Annotated in this window: 12 protein-coding genes; 5 read left to right on the top strand and 7 right to left on the bottom strand. The window is 65.9% G+C overall.

The features are described from left to right. Positions 1 to 32 precede the first annotated feature (32 nt). Together AC4AMJ_RS07170 and AC4AMJ_RS07165 are read right to left on the bottom strand one after the other, a co-directional pair. Positions 33 to 1,535 (bottom strand): CoA transferase, encoded by a 1,503-nt coding sequence (locus AC4AMJ_RS07170; protein ID WP_489917635.1) that lies wholly within the window; start codon positions 1,533 to 1,535, stop codon positions 33 to 35. Next, positions 1,532 to 3,328 carry an acyclic terpene utilization AtuA family protein gene (locus AC4AMJ_RS07165; protein WP_489917634.1) on the bottom strand — a complete coding sequence of 599 codons (1,797 nt, stop codon included), beginning with the start codon at positions 3,326 to 3,328 and terminating at the stop codon, positions 1,532 to 1,534. The genes AC4AMJ_RS07170 and AC4AMJ_RS07165 overlap by 4 nt, the downstream gene beginning before the upstream one ends. A gap of 138 nt (positions 3,329 to 3,466) precedes the next feature. Between AC4AMJ_RS07165 and AC4AMJ_RS07160 the strand changes: the two genes are divergently transcribed. Next, complete coding sequence (locus tag AC4AMJ_RS07160; RefSeq protein WP_489895324.1) at positions 3,467 to 4,393, top strand: LysR family transcriptional regulator; 927 nt, start codon at positions 3,467 to 3,469, stop codon at positions 4,391 to 4,393. A gap of 318 nt (positions 4,394 to 4,711) precedes the next feature. Here the strand turns inward: AC4AMJ_RS07160 and AC4AMJ_RS07155 are convergent, their stop codons facing one another. The 4 genes from AC4AMJ_RS07155 to AC4AMJ_RS07140 all read right to left on the bottom strand — a co-directional run bounded on the left by AC4AMJ_RS07155 (position 4,712) and on the right by AC4AMJ_RS07140 (position 9,683). Next, positions 4,712 to 6,127, bottom strand: coding sequence for a cytochrome P450 (locus AC4AMJ_RS07155; protein WP_489917633.1), 1,416 nt, complete (start codon positions 6,125 to 6,127; stop codon positions 4,712 to 4,714). 142 nt (positions 6,128 to 6,269) lie between these two features. Then, positions 6,270 to 8,672: an ATP-binding cassette domain-containing protein gene (locus tag AC4AMJ_RS07150; protein WP_489917632.1), complete on the bottom strand. Its 2,403-nt coding sequence runs from the start codon at positions 8,670 to 8,672 to the stop codon at positions 6,270 to 6,272. Between the two features lie 145 nt (positions 8,673 to 8,817). Then, positions 8,818 to 9,228 (bottom strand): VOC family protein, encoded by a 411-nt coding sequence (locus AC4AMJ_RS07145; RefSeq protein ID WP_489895318.1) that lies wholly within the window; start codon positions 9,226 to 9,228, stop codon positions 8,818 to 8,820. Between the two features lie 17 nt (positions 9,229 to 9,245). Next, positions 9,246 to 9,683, bottom strand: a complete 438-nt coding sequence (locus tag AC4AMJ_RS07140) for a helix-turn-helix transcriptional regulator (protein WP_489895316.1) — start codon at positions 9,681 to 9,683, stop codon at positions 9,246 to 9,248. Positions 9,684 to 9,851: 168 nt separating this feature from the next. Here AC4AMJ_RS07140 and AC4AMJ_RS07135 point away from each other — a divergent pair, with 168 nt between their 5' ends. Genes AC4AMJ_RS07135 through AC4AMJ_RS07125 form a run of 3 tightly spaced genes read left to right on the top strand, consistent with a single transcriptional unit; the run spans position 9,852 to position 15,232 of the window. Beyond that, on the top strand, positions 9,852 to 11,450 hold the full coding sequence (locus AC4AMJ_RS07135; protein ID WP_489917631.1) for an AMP-binding protein: 1,599 nt from the start codon (positions 9,852 to 9,854) through the stop codon (positions 11,448 to 11,450). After that, complete coding sequence (locus tag AC4AMJ_RS07130) at positions 11,450 to 14,608, top strand: acetyl-CoA carboxylase family protein (protein ID WP_489917630.1); 3,159 nt, start codon at positions 11,450 to 11,452, stop codon at positions 14,606 to 14,608. Before AC4AMJ_RS07135 ends, AC4AMJ_RS07130 begins: the two co-directional genes overlap by 1 nt. Positions 14,609 to 14,635: 27 nt before the next feature. Continuing rightward, a complete protein-coding gene (locus AC4AMJ_RS07125; protein WP_489917629.1) occupies positions 14,636 to 15,232 on the top strand; it encodes a TetR/AcrR family transcriptional regulator in 597 nt (198 codons plus the stop codon). Here AC4AMJ_RS07125 and AC4AMJ_RS07120 read toward each other — a convergent pair whose 3' ends face one another. Beyond that, complete coding sequence (locus AC4AMJ_RS07120; protein ID WP_489917628.1) at positions 15,233 to 15,916, bottom strand: HAD family hydrolase; 684 nt, start codon at positions 15,914 to 15,916, stop codon at positions 15,233 to 15,235. It abuts the gene before it with no gap. A 92-nt stretch (positions 15,917 to 16,008) separates the two neighbouring features. Between AC4AMJ_RS07120 and AC4AMJ_RS07115 the strand changes: the two genes are divergently transcribed. Beyond that, complete coding sequence (locus AC4AMJ_RS07115; protein WP_489917627.1) at positions 16,009 to 17,001, top strand: TIGR03557 family F420-dependent LLM class oxidoreductase; 993 nt, start codon at positions 16,009 to 16,011, stop codon at positions 16,999 to 17,001. Positions 17,002 to 17,080 lie beyond the last annotated feature (79 nt).

Raw genomic sequence — 17,080 nt, 5'->3', positions numbered from 1 at the left:
AAGTGCGACTCGGCGTCTCGCCCGGCATGGCCTCAGCTCGGGTCGTCGAGCCATGCCGCCCGCGACGATCCCTTCGGCACCAGAATGGTTCGGTACCGCCCCGGCGTAGCACTCATCTGCACCTGATCGGTCACACCCTGATAGTGGCCCAAAGGAGTTTCGGCGGTGAAGGTCTCGGGATCGAGATAGAGGTGGCGGTCGGCGTTGCCGGGCTGTCCGGCTGTGCCACGGGCGTACTCGAGATCGAAAATACCCATGCCGATGATCCACAATGCGGCGCGGGTCAGCGATACATGTACCTGGTAGCTGCCGCCGTCGTGGGCGCGGCGGGCCAGCGCCTCGGCGATACCTGCGGCCATCAACCAGGACACGATGTAGTCGTTGACGACCATGATCGGCGGCAGAACGGGCTTGTCGCCCCCACCTTCGAGCAACATCATGCCCGCGAGGCTGCCCGCGGTCTGGTCGAAGCCGACCCAGGACGACCACGGGCCCGATTCGCCGTTGAGCGAGGCGGTCGCGTAGACGATGCCCGGGCGGGCCTGTGCGGCGTCGGCGGGCGAGAGTCCGATCTCCGCGAGGTATCCGGGTCGCCTGTTCGCGTAGAACACATCGGCGCCGGCCAGCAGACGCTGGATGTGTTGTGGCCCATCACCGCGATAGGGATCAAGTGTCGTCGAGCGGACACCGACGTTCCCGCTGACATAGGTGGCATCGTGTTCGAGCTCGTTGGGCCGCCACACGTTGAGGACATCGGCGCCGTGCAATGCCAGCGCACGACCGACACCCGCCCCGGCGATCACGTGGCCCATACCGAGTGCGCGAATCCCGTCGAGGGGTTGGTCGCCCGATCTCGGCAGCGGAACAGGTTCGCTGTCAGCGATCTTGGTGATCTCGATCAGGGGCATGTCGCCGAAGACGTCGCGGAAATGTGGCTCGTCGAGTACCTCGGGCACGGTGCGCAGCATCGGCATCACCACGCCGGCTTCGGCGCCGGCGGCCTCGAGTTCGCGTCCCTTCCAGGTGGCGATCGCTTTCGCCACGACCGCGCCGTCGTCGGGTACACCGAGCAGTTTCTGGGCGCCGACCTTGATCTTCGGGTATGGATTGAGCGGCATGATCCAACGATCATCGCCGGTCGGGTAGAAACGGAAACCCAACGCGTTCGACGGGTTCGACGGTGTTCCGGCGGGATAGCCGTTGACCAGCTCCCACTTGCGGTCGTAGAACGGGCACAGCCGATGCGGCGCGCTGCGCAGATCCACCCTGATGTCCTGGCCCTCACCGCCGCGCAGGCGCCAGAGTTTCGCTAGCGCAGCCGATTTCGCCGCGAGCGCGATTGCTGCCGCTCCACCGAGACGAAGCGTACTGGGTACCACGGGATCGGCCCCGAGGAAGTCGATCGCGCCGCCGGTATCCGCGGCGCTCATCCCTATCCCGGTCAGCACCTCGTCGAGTTCAGCGGACGGATCGAAGTCGGCGCCGGTGGCCGGGTTCTCGTAGGCGGTCCGCAGACGATCGGCCAATGCGCTCACAGGGCATCCTCCAACGACGGATCGACCGCATTGGCGAGGAGATCGTCGGGGATGAGCACCTGCCGGGAGCGCAGATACTCCCCGACCGCTTTACCGACCTGGTCGACCCTGGTGTTCGAGGAACCACCGGTACCGAGCAGGCCACGGAGAACGAAGTGTACCGACTGCAACTCGGGGAACTCGTGGCGTACGACGTCGAGGTCCTTCGCTTCCGGGATCAGCCTGCGGATCTCGTCGCTGGTGAGGAACCGTTTGAGCCACAACCACACCCGCGGATCACGCGTCCATATCCCGACGTTGCTGTTGCCGCCCTTGTCGCCACTGCGCGCATGGACGAGGGTGCCGAGCGGAAGGCGGGTCACCCGCTCCGAGAGCGGGGCCTCCGAGGGTTCCGGGTGAAGGGGTTGCCCGACGATCTCCGTCTGCTCGGGCGCGTCCACCTCGATGACGCGACCGTCGTCGAGTACGGCGCGGTGATCGAGCGCGGCCATCGGGAGCAAGCCCGGCCAGTAGTCCACTCGTGGTCGCGGCTTCGATTGCAGACCGGCCGCGCCGTCGTGGAAATAGCCGGGAATGCCTTGCAGATAGAGGCTCCCGAGACGTCTGCCGAGGTCTGCCTGCGAAAGGAGATCCGCGGTGTCCGCCGTGGCCATCACCCGCAGCGCGACAGTCGCCGACCACTGGGACTCGGGATCGTCGGCGGCCGTCCCGATCGGGGTGAACTCCACTGCAACACCGGAAGGAAGGTCGAGCGTGACCTGATCGCGGATGAGTGCGATCTTCTCGTCGACGTGCGGGGACGTGACGAACACGGTGTTGACGACTGTGAAACCGACCGGACCGAAGATCGCGACCTTGGTCGTCGGGGGTGGTGGCGATCCGGTCGTGCCGCTCACCTCGACCCGATCCGCCCCGACCTCCGTCACCCGAACGTGGTCCAGGTGTGCGGTGACGTCGGGATTAAGGTAGACGGGCCCCTGGATCTCGTACATGATCTGTGCGGTCACGGTGTCTTCGGTGACCGCACCGCCATCGCGCGTGTGTTTGGTGATCACGCATGTTCCGTCGGAGGCGATCTCGGCGATGGGGAACCCCGGAACGGTGCGGTGCGGGATGTCGAGGAACCCGGAGAAGTTGCCGCCTACCGCGTGCGCACCACACTCGATGATGTGCCCGGCGAGCACCGCGCCGGCGAGCGCATCCCAGTCGTCGGCGGACCAGTCGTGCCACCAGGCCGCTGGTCCAACGGTCAGGGAGGCATCGGTGACACGCCCGCAGACCACGATGTCGGCCCCGTCGGCCAGCGCCGCGGCGACGCCCCAGCCACCGAGATAGGCATTGGCGGCGAACGGTGTGGCCACCCACTCGCTCAACGGTGCGCCGCCGTCGAGATTGTCGAATCGGTGTCCCTGCCCGGCCAACCGTGTCAGATCGGACAGGATGTTGTCGCCTTCGATGTGGGCGATCCGCAGATCGGCCCCCGCCGCTGCCGCCTCCTCGCGGAGGGTCGCGGCGAGCGCGGCCGGATGGAATCCGCCCGCATTGGTGACCACCTTGATTCCGCGGGCGGCGATCGTGGACAGGTGGGGCCGTATCTGGTCGACGAAATAGTCGACGTAGCCACGGTCTGGATTGCGTTGGTAGGCCGCCGACAAGGCCGCCAGCGTGATCTCGGCGAGGTAGTCACCGATCATCACGTCGAACGGGTCACCCGCCATCGCCTCGTCGATCGCCGTGCGGCGGTCCCCGAGGTACCCGGAGAAGTTCGCGATCTTTATCGGCTCGCGCGACATGCGCCACCTCCTTGTCCACACCACTGTGATCTCGCTTCCCAGGCTATGGGCGTGTCGTCGGCGTCACCAGAATCAATTCGAGCAGGGCCAGATGACCGCATCGGTCGTGGCGTGGATCGGGTCGTTAGGGTAGGCGGTGTGGACCTGATCCATCTGCGGTACTTCGTCGCCGTTGCCGAGGAGCGGAGCTTCACGAAGGCCGCGGCTCGGCTGCACATGGCGGCATCGCCGCTGAGCCGACGCATCAAGGATCTGGAACGTGAGTTCGGCGCCTCCCTGTTCGTACGGGCGCATCACCGGATCGACCTCACCGAGGCAGGCGCGGCGTTGCTGCCGCGGGCGATCGACATCCTGGATCGCACGGACGCGCTGACCGTCGTCGTCCGCGACGCCGACACACGGTCGGCTCGCCAGGCGGTCATCGGGATCGCTCCCGAGGTGTCGGCGACAGTGCGGGACACCTTTCTGGCAGACCTCGCCCACGCCCATCCCGACATCAGACCCCAACTCGTCCCGGCCAGTTCCGAGCCGCTGCTCCGCGACGTGCGCGCCGGCCAGATCGACCTCGCTCTGGTCCACGGGCCGGCAGGCGGATCCGGTATCCGCAGTACATTTCTCGAACGACAGCCCGTCGGGGTCGCGGTGGGCACGGATGCCGTCGCCGGAGACGCCGAATCGATCGCATTGGCGGACCTGGCCGACATACCGTTCGCATCCATCAATCACGACGCCGCGCCGGAGATCTACCGAAATCTGGACGAACTGCTCAATCGCCACGGTATCCGCAAGCGGATCACTTTGACCGGCGACAATTTCATCGGACTGGCACACCTCGTCGCGACAGGGCAGGCGTTCACCCTGGTCGGCCTCCACGACGGGATGGCCAACCGACTGTTTCACGGCGAGGCGGTGCGCATCCTGCCCATCGAGGGGATGCGCACCAGTATCTCGACCGTTGCCGCGTGGCGAGCCAACCGGGAGGAATCGGAGCTTCTCGTCGCGGACCTGGTCGAGACCGTGAGCGGGATGATCCTCGAAGGGGGCCGCGGGACCAGCCCTTCGTGACGCTCGCCAGCTCGCTCCTCAGGGAGCGGGTGAAGCTCGCCAGCTCGCTCCTCAGGGAGCGGGGGGTGTCTCGCGGGCTGCGTTACCACCCGCTCCCTGAGGAGCCTCCGAGCCCGCGAGGATGCGTCACGAAGGGCGGCCCTCCCGAGGCGACTCTCGCGACCTGCGTTACCACCCACTCCCTGAGGAGCCTCCGAGCCTGCGAGGATGCGTCACGAAGGGCGGCCCTCCCGAGGCGACTCTCGCGACCTGCGTTACCACCCGCTCCCTGAGGAGCCTCCGAGCCCGCGAGGATGCGTCACGAAGGGCGGCCGTCAGTCACGCTGTCGTGCGTCGGCGCAGGTCAATCGGGAGCCCGTCCGCCGGGGTCGGCCCGGTCCCGTAGGTGAGATCGAGACGATAGTCGGCGGGCACCGACCACTCGAACTGCTGCAGCATCTGGTGCATGATCGCCTTGACCTCCATGCCACCGAAATAGAGGCCGATGCACTTGTGTGCGCCGCCGCCGAACGGCGCCCAGGCGAAACGGTGCACCTTGTCCTCTTTGCGCTCCGGAGAGAATCGCTCGGGATCCCAGTGGGTCGGGTTCGGCCACCATTCCTCCCGAAGCATCGATGCCCACGGGTGGATCGAGATCAAGGTGCCCTTCGGCACGTAGTGACCGAGGATGTCGGTGTCGGCGATGGTCTTTCGGAACAACATGCCGACCGGCGCATTGATGCGGAGGGTTTCCTTGAACGCGAGGTCCAGGCTCGGCAGCTTGTCCAGGTCGTCATAGTCGATGGTCGGCTTGCCCAGTGCCAGTGATTCGTCGCGGAGACGTTCCTGCCACTCCGGATATCGGCCGAGGAAGTAGGTCAGCATCGACAGCGCGATGGTGCTGGTGTCGTGAGCGGCCATCATCACGAAGATCATGTGATTGACCACGTCTTCGTCGCTGAAGGTGTTGCCGTCCTCGTCTTCGCTGTGGCAGAGGACGCTGAACAGGTCGTCGCCGTCGCCGGCGCGTCGGGAGCCGATCTCGGATCGGAAGTATTTCTGCAGCGCCTCACGGCCACGCAGCCCGCGCGCCCACGTCCAGTCCCGGACATCGGCGCGAACCAGCGCCTGGCCGCCGCGAACGGCCGCCTCGAAGGCGCTCTCGAGGTCATGGGCCTCGGACTCGTTGAGCGACGCGCCGACGAATACCTCGGTGGCCAGCGACAGGGTCAGGTCCTTGGTCCGCGAGTACATCGGAAAGCCGCTGCCGACATTCCAATTGGACAGCGTCTTCGCGATGTGTGGGGTCATCATGTCGAGATACCCGTTGAGGCGGGGACGTGTGAATGCCTGTTGCAGAATCCGTCGATGATGCATGTGCTCGTCGAAATCCAACAGCATGATGCCGCGCCGGAAGAACGGTCCGATCATGGGTTCCCAGCCCTCTTCGCTGGAGAATGCCTTTTCGCGGTTCATCCAGGCGCACTCGATCGCATCCGGCCCGATCAGGGTGACGATGCTCATGTTCAGCGATCCCGACCATGACACCGGACCGAAGCGCTCGTAGCGAGCCATCGCACTGCCGAGCGGATCGGCGAGGGCTTCGAGGGTATTGCCCAGGATCGGCATGCCGGCATCGCCCATCACCGGTTTCAGTCCCGAACCGGCGGGCGGCTCGGCGAGGGGGCGAGGCTTGCTGGGATAGGCCTTGCTCAGCGTCCCCAGCCCGGCTTGCATCCTCTTCTTCGCGTTCATACCTGTGCTCCCCACACCCTTGCCGCACCTCAACGCGACGTCGCCGCGCGTTGGAACGAATACTTAGTTATGTTCCAACAGCGAGTCTACGACTCGCGGAGACGTACGTCACCCATATCCCGCGAACCGCGGGGAGCCGACCTCAGGCCCCGACATAGGCGGCGAGATGTTCGCCGGTCAGCGTCGAGCTGTCGGCGATGAGGGCGGATGGGGTGCCCTCGAACACGACTCGCCCACCGTCGTGGCCGGCGCCCGGTCCGAGGTCGATGATCCAGTCCGCATGGGCCATCACCGCCTGATGGTGCTCGATGACGATGACGGACTTGCCCGAGTCGACGAGGCGGTCGAGGAGTCCGAGCAGTTGTTCGACGTCGGCGAGATGGAGTCCGGTCGTCGGTTCGTCGAGGACGTAGATGTCGCCCTTGTCCCCCATCTGCGCGGCCAGCTTGAGTCGCTGACGTTCGCCACCCGACAATGTCGTCAGTGGCTGCCCGATCTTGAGATATCCGAGGCCGACGTCGCGCAGCCGCACCAGGATCTTGTGCGCGGCCGGAATCTTCCCGTCGCCCTCGCCGAAGAACCGCTCCGCCTCGGCGACCGACATCGACAGGACCTCACTGATGTCCTTGCCGCCGAAGGCGTAGTCGAGCACGTCGGCGGAGAACCGTTTCCCCTCGCAGACCTCGCAGGGCGTCGACACCCCCGCCATCATCGCGAGGTCCGAGTAGATGACGCCGGCGCCGTTGCAATTGGGGCATGCCCCATCGGAATTCGCGCTGAAAAGACCGGGTTTCACGCCGTTGGCCTTGGCGAAGGCCTTTCGAATCGGATCGAGCAGGCCGGTGTAGGTCGCCGGATTGCTCCGTCGCGAGCCCTTGATGGCGCCCTGGTCGATCGACACCACGTCGTCGCGCTTGGCCACCGACCCGTCTATCAGGGAGCTCTTGCCGGATCCGGCGACACCGGTCACGACGACGAGGACGCCCAGTGGGATGTCGACGTCCACGTCCTGAAGGTTGTGCGTCGACGCACCGCGGATCTGGAGCGCATCGTCGGATGCGCGGAACGACTGCTTGACCGACGCCCGGTCGTCGAGATGCTTACCGGTCAGAGTCGCACTCCCCCGCAGACCGTCGACCGTGCCCTCGAACACGATCTCGCCGCCGTCGCTACCGGCGTGTGGGCCGAGGTCGACGACATGGTCGGCGATCTCGATCACCTCCGGTTTGTGTTCGACCACCAACACCGTGTTGCCCTTGTCCCGCAATTGGATCAGCAGGTTGTTCATCCGCTCGATGTCGTGCGGGTGCAGGCCGATGCTCGGTTCATCGAAGACATAGGTGACGTCGGTCAGGGACGATCCGAGGTGGCGTATCAATTTGGTTCGCTGCGCCTCCCCACCGGACAACGTCCCGGCCGGCCGGTCCAGCGACAGGTACCCCAGACCGATGTCGACGAACGAGTCGAGTGTCTCACCCAACGTTGTCAGCAGAGGTCCGACCGACGGTTCGTCGAGGTCGCGCACCCAATCGGCCAGATCGCTGATCTGCATGGCGCAGAGGTCGGCGATGCTGCGACCCTTGATCTTCGACGACCGCGACTCCGCCGTGAGGCGGGTGCCATCGCAATCCGGGCAGGTCTGGAATGTGATGGCCCGATCGACGAAGGCGCGAATGTGCGGCTGCATCGCCTCCCGGTCCTTGGAGAGAAAGGTCTTCTTGATCTGCGGGATGAGTCCGAGATAGGTCAGGTTGACGCCGTCGACCTTGATCTTGGTTGCCTCTTTGTAGAGCAGATCGTTCAGTTGTCGTTTGGTGAACTTGTTGATTGGCTTGTCCGGGTCGAACCATCCACACCCGCGATAGATCCGGCCGTACCATCCCTCCATGCTGTAGCCCGGGATGGTGAGTGCCCCCTCGTTGAGCGACTTGGTGTCGTCGTACAGGGCGGTCAGGTCGAAGTCCGACACGGCACCGCGCCCCTCGCATCGTGGACACATCCCGCCGGTGATCGAGAAGCTGCGACGCTCCTTGACGGTGCGGCCCCCCTTCTCGATACTCACCGCCCCGGCACCGCTGACCGAGGCGACGTTGAAGGAGAACGCCTGGGGCGAACCGATATACGGTTTCCCCAGCCGGCTGAACAGGATACGCAGCATCGCATTCGCGTCGGTGGCGGTGCCGACCGTGGAACGCGGGTTGGCGCCCATGCGTTCCTGATCGACGATGATCGCAGTGGTCAGGCCCTCGAGCACGTCGACGTCGGGCCGACCGAGGTTGGGCATGAACCCCTGCACGAATGCGCTGTAGGTCTCGTTGATCATCCGCTGGGACTCGGCGGCGATGGTGCTGAAGACCAAGGAGCTCTTGCCCGATCCGGAGACGCCGGTGAAGACCGACAGGCGCCGCTTGGGGATCTCGAGGCTGATGTCCTTGAGGTTGTTCTCCCGCGCGCCGTGAACACGGATCAGATCGTGGCTGTCGGCGATCGGAACGTCAGGCGACGCGGCTTTCGCCGTCGGCTTCGCCTTCGTGGGGGTGCTCATCGTGTCTCCATCCTTTTCGTGCGGGCCGACCTGAACCCACCGCACCGTGCTGCCGTGTCGGACTCGTCGCTACCACTCTGCCGGACGCGTCGAGGTGTACACGTCCTTCTCGGAACTGGCACATGGGGTCGTCAATCGAGCCCGGTCAGTCGAGCTGATCGATGCGTAGGAGGTTGCCCGACGGATCCCGAAACGCACAGTCACGCACACCGTACGGCTGATCGGTGGGTTCCTGGAGGACTTCGGCGCCGCTGGCCTCGAGTCGTTCGAAGAGTCCGTCGAGATCGTCGGTGCCCAGGGTGAGCGCACCGTAGCTACCCTTGGCGATCAGGTCGAGAATTGTGCGGCGCTCGTCATCGGTGAGCCCCGGATCGACGGCCGGCGGATGCAGCACGATCGCTGTCTCGGGCTGATTCGGGGGGCCGACGGTGAGCCAGCGCATCCCCTCGTAGCCGACGTCCTTGCGAACCTCGAAGCCGAGAGTGTCCCGGTAGAAGGCAAGTGCGGCCTCCGGATCGGTCTGTGGCAGGAAGGCGTAGTGAATGGTGATGTTCATGTCGATCACGCTAGAGGTCATCGACCCGCAGGCGCTTCTCGATTCCTGATCGGTCTGGTGATCTGCTTGGCGAGACATGGCGGTATGCCGGCGGTCGCATCCGCCTCGTGCACCCGGTACTCGCTGGGTGGCATGCCGACGAGCTCGGCGAACCGGGTGCTGAAGGTACCCAGCGACGAGAACCCGACGGCGAAGCACACGTCGGTCACGCTGAGATCCCCACGCCGCAGCAGCGTCATCGCCCGTTCGATGCGTCGCGTCATCAGATAGGAGTATGGCGATTCCCCGTACACCCGGCGGAACTCGCGACTGAGATGGCCGGCCGACATGTGGGCCCCGCGTGCGAGCGATTCGACGTTGAGTGGTTGCGCGTACTCGCGATCGATCCGGTCACGCACGCGTCGCAGGCGCGCGAGGTCGCGGAGCCGTTGATCATCGTCTGGAGCGCTGGTCACAAGGAAATCGTGCCACGGCGCGTCGCGGGTTGACAGTTCTTCGCGCGGCTTTCTGTTCGACTGCGCGGGCCTGCAGAGTTCAGAAGGATTCCGGCCGAAGTGCAGCGAGCGTTAGTTGACATCAATGTAAAGTAGCGTCATCGCCATTGATCGGTCGAGGAGGATTGCGTGGGACGACTACCGGACATCACCGACCGCACGATGCGCTGGGCGTTCGACCGGGCCCTGACCCGAGCACCCGACGACGTGTCCCTCATCGGCGCGGACGCCCACTACACGGTCGCAGAGAGCCACGAGAGGTCCCTCGCGATCGCCGGGGGTCTGGCAGCCCTCGGCGTCCGCCATCAGGAGCCCGTCGCGATCCTGATGGACAACTCGGTGGACGCCGTACACGCATGGACCGGCACCTGCCTGGGCGGAGGTGCAGAGGTGCCCGTGAACACGGCCTACAAAGGCGAGTTCCTCACCCACATCCTCAACGATTCCGGTTCGCGGGTGCTGATCTGTGACGACGTCTATGTCGACCGGCTTGCTCGGATCGCATCCGATCTCACCGACCTTGAGACGTTGGTGATCCGCGGTGACATCGCCGCCGCGGATGGGCTCCGGGATCAGGTCCGCGTGGTGACCTTCGACGATCTGACGGCGCACACCCCGGCGGTGCCGATACACCTCGACGCCGACGACCTGATGGCCTACATGTACACATCGGGCACGACGGGCCGCTCCAAGGGCGTGCTCATCCCCCATGCGCAGGCCTACACCTATGCCTCGCGCGAGGACCAGGAGCGTCCCCGACGGGACGACCGCACGCTGGTCACCCTGCCGCTCTTTCACCTCGCGGGACAGTGGTACGGCGTCTACCAGTCGCTGATCCACACCATCCCCTGCGTCGTCGAGGCCGGCTTCTCGGTGTCGCGGTTCTGGACGACGGTGCGCGATCAGCAGATCACGTTCACGGTGATGCTGGGCGCGATGGCCGAACTCCTGCAACAGGTCGAACCGCAACCAGATGACGGCCATAACCCATTGGAGATCGCCGTCATGGCACCGCTGGCCAGCGACGTGGACGCGTTTCGGGCGCGGTTCTGGATCGATCTCGCCGCCGTGTACGGCATGAGCGAGATCGGCGCGGTGCTCAACGGTGCGCCCGACACGATCGTCGGCGGCGAATCAGGTTTCGCCCGAGACGAGTTCGAGCTCAAGCTGGTCGACGACCGAGGCCGGATGGTGCCGCCGGGAGCGGTCGGCGAGCTGTGGGTACGTCCCGCGGATCCGCGCCTGGTGATGCGCGGCTATCACAACCTGCCGGACAAGACCGCCGAGACCATCGTCGACGGATGGGTGCACACGGGCGACGCCTTCCGTACCGATGACGCGGGGCGTTATTACTTCTCGGATCGCATGAAGGACGCGCTCCGCCGTCGCGGAGAGAACATCTCGAGTTTCGAGGTGGAACGGGTCATCAATCAGCACCCCGACGTGTTCGAGAGCGCCGTGGTGGCGGTCCCGTCCGAGTTGAGCGAGGACGAGATCAAGGCGGTGGTGGTCGGGCGTGCCGGTAGATCACCCGATCCGGCGCAGCTCATCGAGTTCGTCCGGGAACGACTCCCCTACTTCATGGTTCCCCGATACATCGAGTTCACCGACGTGCTGCCCAAGACGCCGACTCAGAAGATCCAGAAGAAGCAACTGCGCGACACCGGCGTCGGCGCCGACACCTGGGACCGGGAAGCAGCCGGGATCATCATACGAAGGGGGAACTGATGAAGCTGCTGGTCGCCAATCGGGGCGAGATCGCGGTCCGTGTCATGGCGACCGCTGCAGCACTCGGGATCGACACCGTCGCGGTCCATCCGGCCGACGATGCCGAGTGCGCTCATGTAGGGATGGCCGACGAGTCGGTCGTGCTCGACGGAGCCGGTCCCGCCGCGTATCTCGACCTCGCCCAGATTGTCGCCGCGGCCATCGAGTGCGGCTGTGACATGCTCCACCCGGGCTATGGATTCCTGGCGGAGAATCCTGAGCTCGCCCGCGCGTGCGCGGACAACGGGATCGTCTTCGTCGGTCCCGCGGCGAAATCGCTGGAGCTGTTCGGGCACAAGACGTCTGCTCGCGCACACGCGACCGGTTGTGGGGTGCCGGTGCTGGAGGCCACCACTGCTCCGACCGACGTCGCGACCGCGCACGAATTCCTCGATTCGCTGGGCTCGGGCGGATCGGTGATGGTCAAGGCGGCCGCCGGTGGCGGTGGTCGTGGCATGCGAATCGTCACCGATCCCACCGATCTCGAGGCCGCGATGGCCCGGTGCGCATCGGAGGCCGCCGGCGCTTTCGGCGACGACTCGCTCTACCTGGAGCGGTACCTCAGCGATGCCCGCCACATCGAGGTCCAGGTCCTCGGGGACGGGTCGACCTCGGTGGTGCTCGGCGATCGGGACTGCTCGGTCCAGCGCAGACGGCAGAAGCTGATCGAGATCGCCCCGGCACCCGCACTCTCGACATCGCTGCGGCAACGGCTTCACGACGCCGCCGCGGCCCTGATGACCGACTACCGCGGACTCGCCACGGTCGAATTCCTCGTCACCGGTGACGAGTTCGTGTTCCTCGAGGTGAATCCCCGCATCCAGGTGGAACACACGGTCACCGAGGAGACCACCGGACTCGATCTCGTCGAGCTGGCGATCCGTGTGGCGCAGGGTGAGTCGCTCGCCTGCCTCGGCATCGACGGACCTCCGTCCCCTCGCGGAACCGCTGTCGAGACGCGCGTCAACGCCGAGCGGATCGGTGCCGACGGCACCGTCTCTCCCGGTTCCGGTGTGCTGACCCGTTTTGAGCCGCCCTCCGGCCGTGGCATTCGCGTCGACACCCACGGCTACACCGGATACACGGTGGGACCACGTTACGACTCGTTGCTGGCGAAGGTGATCGTGACCGGATCGGATCCGATTGCTGCGGTGCGCGGCGCTGCCCGCGCACTCGCCCGGTTCGACGTCGAACCGGTGCCGGTGAACGTCGACCTCCTGCGTTCACTACTGGCCCTCGACGACGTCGCGGCCGGCCGGATCGACACGGCGTACGTCGACCGCCACCTGGCCGATCTCGTTCCGCAGTCGGCGGAGAGCGACCTCGTAATCGGCGACGACCCCGCTCTCACTGACGATTCCGTTCCCGTCCCGACCCCCATCCGTGGCGTGATCGTCTCGATCCCGGTCGATGTCGGCGACGAGGTCCGGGCCGGCTCGGAACTCGTGGTCGTCGAATCGATGAAGATGGAACATGTCGTGTCCGCGCCGGCCACCGGCACGGTCGTCGCGCTGGCCGGTGCAGTGGGCGACACGGTCGACGAGGGCACCGCCGTAGTCTTCCTCGCGCAGTCGGCGGACACCTCGAGGGCCGACGGATCGGCCACACATGCCGACCCCGACCACATCCGACCCGACCTTGCCGAGGTCCTGGCTCGAATACGCCTCACCCGTGACGAAGGTCGTGCCGACGTCGTCGCCAAGCGGCACCTCAAGGGCCGGCTGACGGCCCGGGAAAGTGTGGCCGGGGTTCTGGACGCGGACAGCTTCGTCGAATACGGAGCGCTGACCATCGCGGCGCAACGTCAACGACGCGACGTCGACGATCTGATCACCCGCACTCCCGCGGACGGCCTCATCACCGGCACCGGCCGGGCGCATGGGATGCCCGTGGCGATCATGGCCTACGACTACACCGTGCTGGCCGGCACTCAGGGCCTGCACAACCATCGAAAGACCGACCGGCTCTTCGAACTCGCCCGACGGGAACAACTCCCGGTGGTGATCTTCGCTGAGGGCGGCGGCGGCCGGCCGGGAGATACGGACACCTCCGCAGTTGCCCAGCTGGATGTCACGACTTTCCGCTTGTTGGCCGAGATCTCTTGTCACGTACCAACACTCGCGATTGTTGCGGGCTACTGTTTTGCGGGCAACGCCGCCCTGGCCGGTACCTGTGACACCATCATCGCCACCGAGGGGTCGAGTCTCGGGATGGGTGGTCCCGCGATGATCGAGGGCGGCGGACTCGGACGCGTCGCGCCGGGAGATGTGGGGCCGATGGACGTCCAGGTGGCCAACGGTGTGGTGGACCATTTGGTGGCGGACGATGTCACTGCGGTCGCCGACGCCCGGCGATATCTGGACTTTCTCGCCATCCCTTGTCGTTCTGTGGACGATGGGCAGGATCAGCGACGACTCCGACACCTCGTGCCGGAGAACCGACTTCGTGCCTATCCCGTGCGTCCGATCATCGAGGTGCTGTGCGACACGGACTCGGTGTTCGAGCTTCGCGCGGGCTTCGGAATCGGAGTGGTCACCGCATTGGCCCGCATCGACGGCCGCTCCGTCGGGATCATCGCCAACAATCCCGCCCATCTCGGCGGCGCGATCGACGGCGACGCCGCCGACAAGGCCGTCGGATTCCTCGAGTTGTGCGGATCCCGCGGACTCCCCGTCGTCTCTTTGTGTGATACACCGGGATTCATGGTCGGCCCAGATGCCGAACGGACCGCCACGGTGCGCCGGTTCAGCGCGATGTTCCGTGCGGGTGCGACGCTGGCCACGCCCATGGTGATGGTCGTGCTGCGTAAGGCGTACGGCCTGGGCGCGATGGCGATGGCCGGCGGCGATCTCCACGCACCTCTGGTCACCGTGTCCTGGCCGACCGGAGAGTTCGGCGGCATGGGACTCGAGGGAGCCGTGCGCCTGGGCTACCGCGATCAGCTCGACGCCATTGCCGACCCCACAGCGCGGCAGGCGCGCTACGCCGAGTTGGTGGCCCAGCACTACGAACGCGGCAAGGCACTCAACGTGGCCAGCGTCTTCGAGATCGACGCGGTCATCGACCCGGCCGAGACCCGGGCCTGGATCGGCCGTGCCTTTGATCACCGGGGTTCATGACGTGACGCCCGAAGCAGGGGTGTGCCGGTGAACGCGATCGGCCCGCGCAGTCTGCCGGTCGAGGACAAGCGAGTTCTGCTCCTCGACTGCGCCGAACGGGTCTTCTGCCGTGAGGGGTACGCCGGCACCACGATCGCGGGTATCGCCGGCGAAGCGGGCGTCACCCGGCCAACCGTGTACGCCTACTTCCCCTCGAAGGACGACGTGTTCATGGCACTGGCCGCGCGCGTGCGCGAGGAGCTGCTGGAGCTCCAGGAACAAGCGGACGTCTCGTCGGCCGGCGAGACCATACGGAGCACGCTGACCGCCTACCTCGCCGCGTACACGCGCCATCGTGGCATGCTCACCGTGATCGAGCACCAGGCATTGTCCGACCCCGGCATCCGGCAGCTGCACCACGAGATCCATGCACGCTCTCATCGACGCCACGTCCGTTTCATCGAACGGCTGGCCGAGGACGGTAGTGCTGCGCCCGCTGCGTCTGCCGACCTGATCGCCGATGCTATCACCGGTGTCGTCATGCGCTATTCCGACACCGCGTCCGAGAGTCCCGCCCGCCTTCCTGAACTGACCGAAGCGCTCATCGACCTGTACCGCGCGATGGTCGGTGTGGGCGGCACGTGATCAGGGACGCCAATCTCGTTGTGCCAGAACACTGATGTCGTCGACGACGAGTGTCGCGCCGGCGTCCCGGAGTTCTGCTTCCGAGAAGCCGCCGGTGAGTACGGCCACGCAGTCCGCCGATTGCCGCAGCGCTGAGCTCACATCCCAGACCGTGTCACCCACCAGGACCGCGCGCCGCCCGCCTACCTGCTCGAGTGCGGTCTGGAGGATGTCGGGATGAGGTTTCGACCGGTCCGCGTCCTCGGCCGAGGTGACCGCCGCGAAGTCGTCGCGCGTCATCTCGAGGAGGTCCAGAGCCGCGTCGGTGAACTCGCTCGCCCCCGACGAGGCCAGCGCCACCTTCAGCCCGGTGTGGGACAGGGCGTCGACCAGTTGCCGGACCCCCGGAAACGGGCGGACCTCGGGAAGAACCTCACGGTATCGATTCGCCCACTCCGATCGCAGTTCGTCGCCCAGTCGTTCCTCGATGGCATCACCGCACACATGCGCCACCAACAGGTCGCCGCCCATCCCGACGGTGCGATGGACCTTCCACCACGCCGGTATCAGATCGTGCCGGGCGAACGCACGCATCCACGCCAAGGTGTGCAGATAGGTCGAATCGATGAGGGTACCGTCGACATCGAGCAGCACGGTGTCCACCGACGAGGCCGTGTTGATCGGTGAAGCAGAGTCCGAGCCCATGTCATCGCCTCCAGGTTCGGCCGCCGGTCGAGTGCATCATGTCCAGCATTGCAGCAGATCCCGTTTCTGCACGTGGGAGAAGTGAGCGCACCATGACAACACGATTCGGCTACACCCTGATGACCGAGCAGGCCGGCCCGAAGGATCTCGTACGGTTCGCGGTCGCGGCCGAAGATGTCGGCTTCGACTTCGAGGTGTGCAGCGACCACTATTTCCCGTGGCTCTCGTCGCAAGGTCACGCCCCCTACGCCTGGAGTGTGCTCGGCGCGGTGGCGCATGCGACCGAGCGAGTGGGGCTGATGACGTACGTGACCTGCCCGACGATCAGGTATCACCCCGCCGTCATCGCCCAGAAGGCAGCCACCCTGCAACTCCTCGCCGACGGGCGATTCATTCTCGGACTCGGCAGCGGCGAGAACCTCAACGAGCATGTCGTAGGAACCGGCTGGCCGTCGGTGGCAGATCGGCAGGCCATGCTCGACGAGGCGATTCAGATCATCCGCGCGCTGCACGATGGCGGGCTCGTCGACTTCCGAGGTGAGTACTTCCAGGTCGACTCGGCTCGCATCTGGGATCTGCCCGACGACGGTGTGCCGATCGGCGCGGCGATCGCCGGTGGGCGCGGCATCGACGAGTTCGCCTCGTCGGTCGATCACCTCATCGCGGTCGAACCGGACAGCGAATTGATCGATCGCTGGAACCGGCACAGCGCCACCGGTACTGTCGGCCGCGACTCCCGGGCCATCGGGCAGATCCCGATCTGTTGGGATCCGGACAAGGAAGCCGCGGTGGCCCGAGCCCACGACCAGTTCCGCTGGTTCGGTGGCGGTTGGGACGTCAACGCCGATCTCCGGACCACCGCCGGTTTCGCCGCGGCGACGCAGTACGTACGCCCCGACGACGTCGCTGGGTCGATCGCCTGCGGTCCGGACCTCGATGCGATCGTCGATACGGTACGCCCGTACTGGGAAGCGGGCTTCACCGATATCGCCCTCGTTCAGATCGGCGGCGAGACGCAGGATGAGTTCCTCGCAGATGCCGCACAGCCGCTACTGGAGCGACTCCGCGCCGCAGCGCCTGCCTGACATCCGCGGCACCCAACAGATGCGTTGTGTACGAACATGTCTCGACGGGCAGTTCGGGGTTCGTCGACAGAAACGCGAC

The sequence above is a fragment of the Gordonia sp. LMA484 genome (assembly GCF_058129505.1).
The sequence above is the reverse complement of the archived record's forward strand: the minus strand, read 5'-3'. Positions and strand labels throughout refer to the sequence as shown.

What these genes read in the sequence shown, in the direction of transcription:
- AC4AMJ_RS07155 (WP_489917633.1), bottom strand. Translation starts at nt 6,127, where the DNA reads ATGAACGCGAAGAAGAGGATGCAAGCCGGGCTGGGGACGCTGAGCAAG.
- AC4AMJ_RS07115 (WP_489917627.1), top strand. Translation starts at nt 16,009, where the DNA reads ATGACAACACGATTCGGCTACACCCTGATGACCGAGCAGGCCGGCCCG.
- AC4AMJ_RS07120 (WP_489917628.1), bottom strand. Translation starts at nt 15,916, where the DNA reads ATGGGCTCGGACTCTGCTTCACCGATCAACACGGCCTCGTCGGTGGAC.
- AC4AMJ_RS07145 (WP_489895318.1), bottom strand. Translation starts at nt 9,228, where the DNA reads ATGAACATCACCATTCACTACGCCTTCCTGCCACAGACCGATCCGGAG.
- AC4AMJ_RS07130 (WP_489917630.1), top strand. Translation starts at nt 11,450, where the DNA reads ATGAAGCTGCTGGTCGCCAATCGGGGCGAGATCGCGGTCCGTGTCATG.
- AC4AMJ_RS07165 (WP_489917634.1), bottom strand. Translation starts at nt 3,328, where the DNA reads ATGTCGCGCGAGCCGATAAAGATCGCGAACTTCTCCGGGTACCTCGGG.
- AC4AMJ_RS07150 (WP_489917632.1), bottom strand. Translation starts at nt 8,672, where the DNA reads ATGAGCACCCCCACGAAGGCGAAGCCGACGGCGAAAGCCGCGTCGCCT.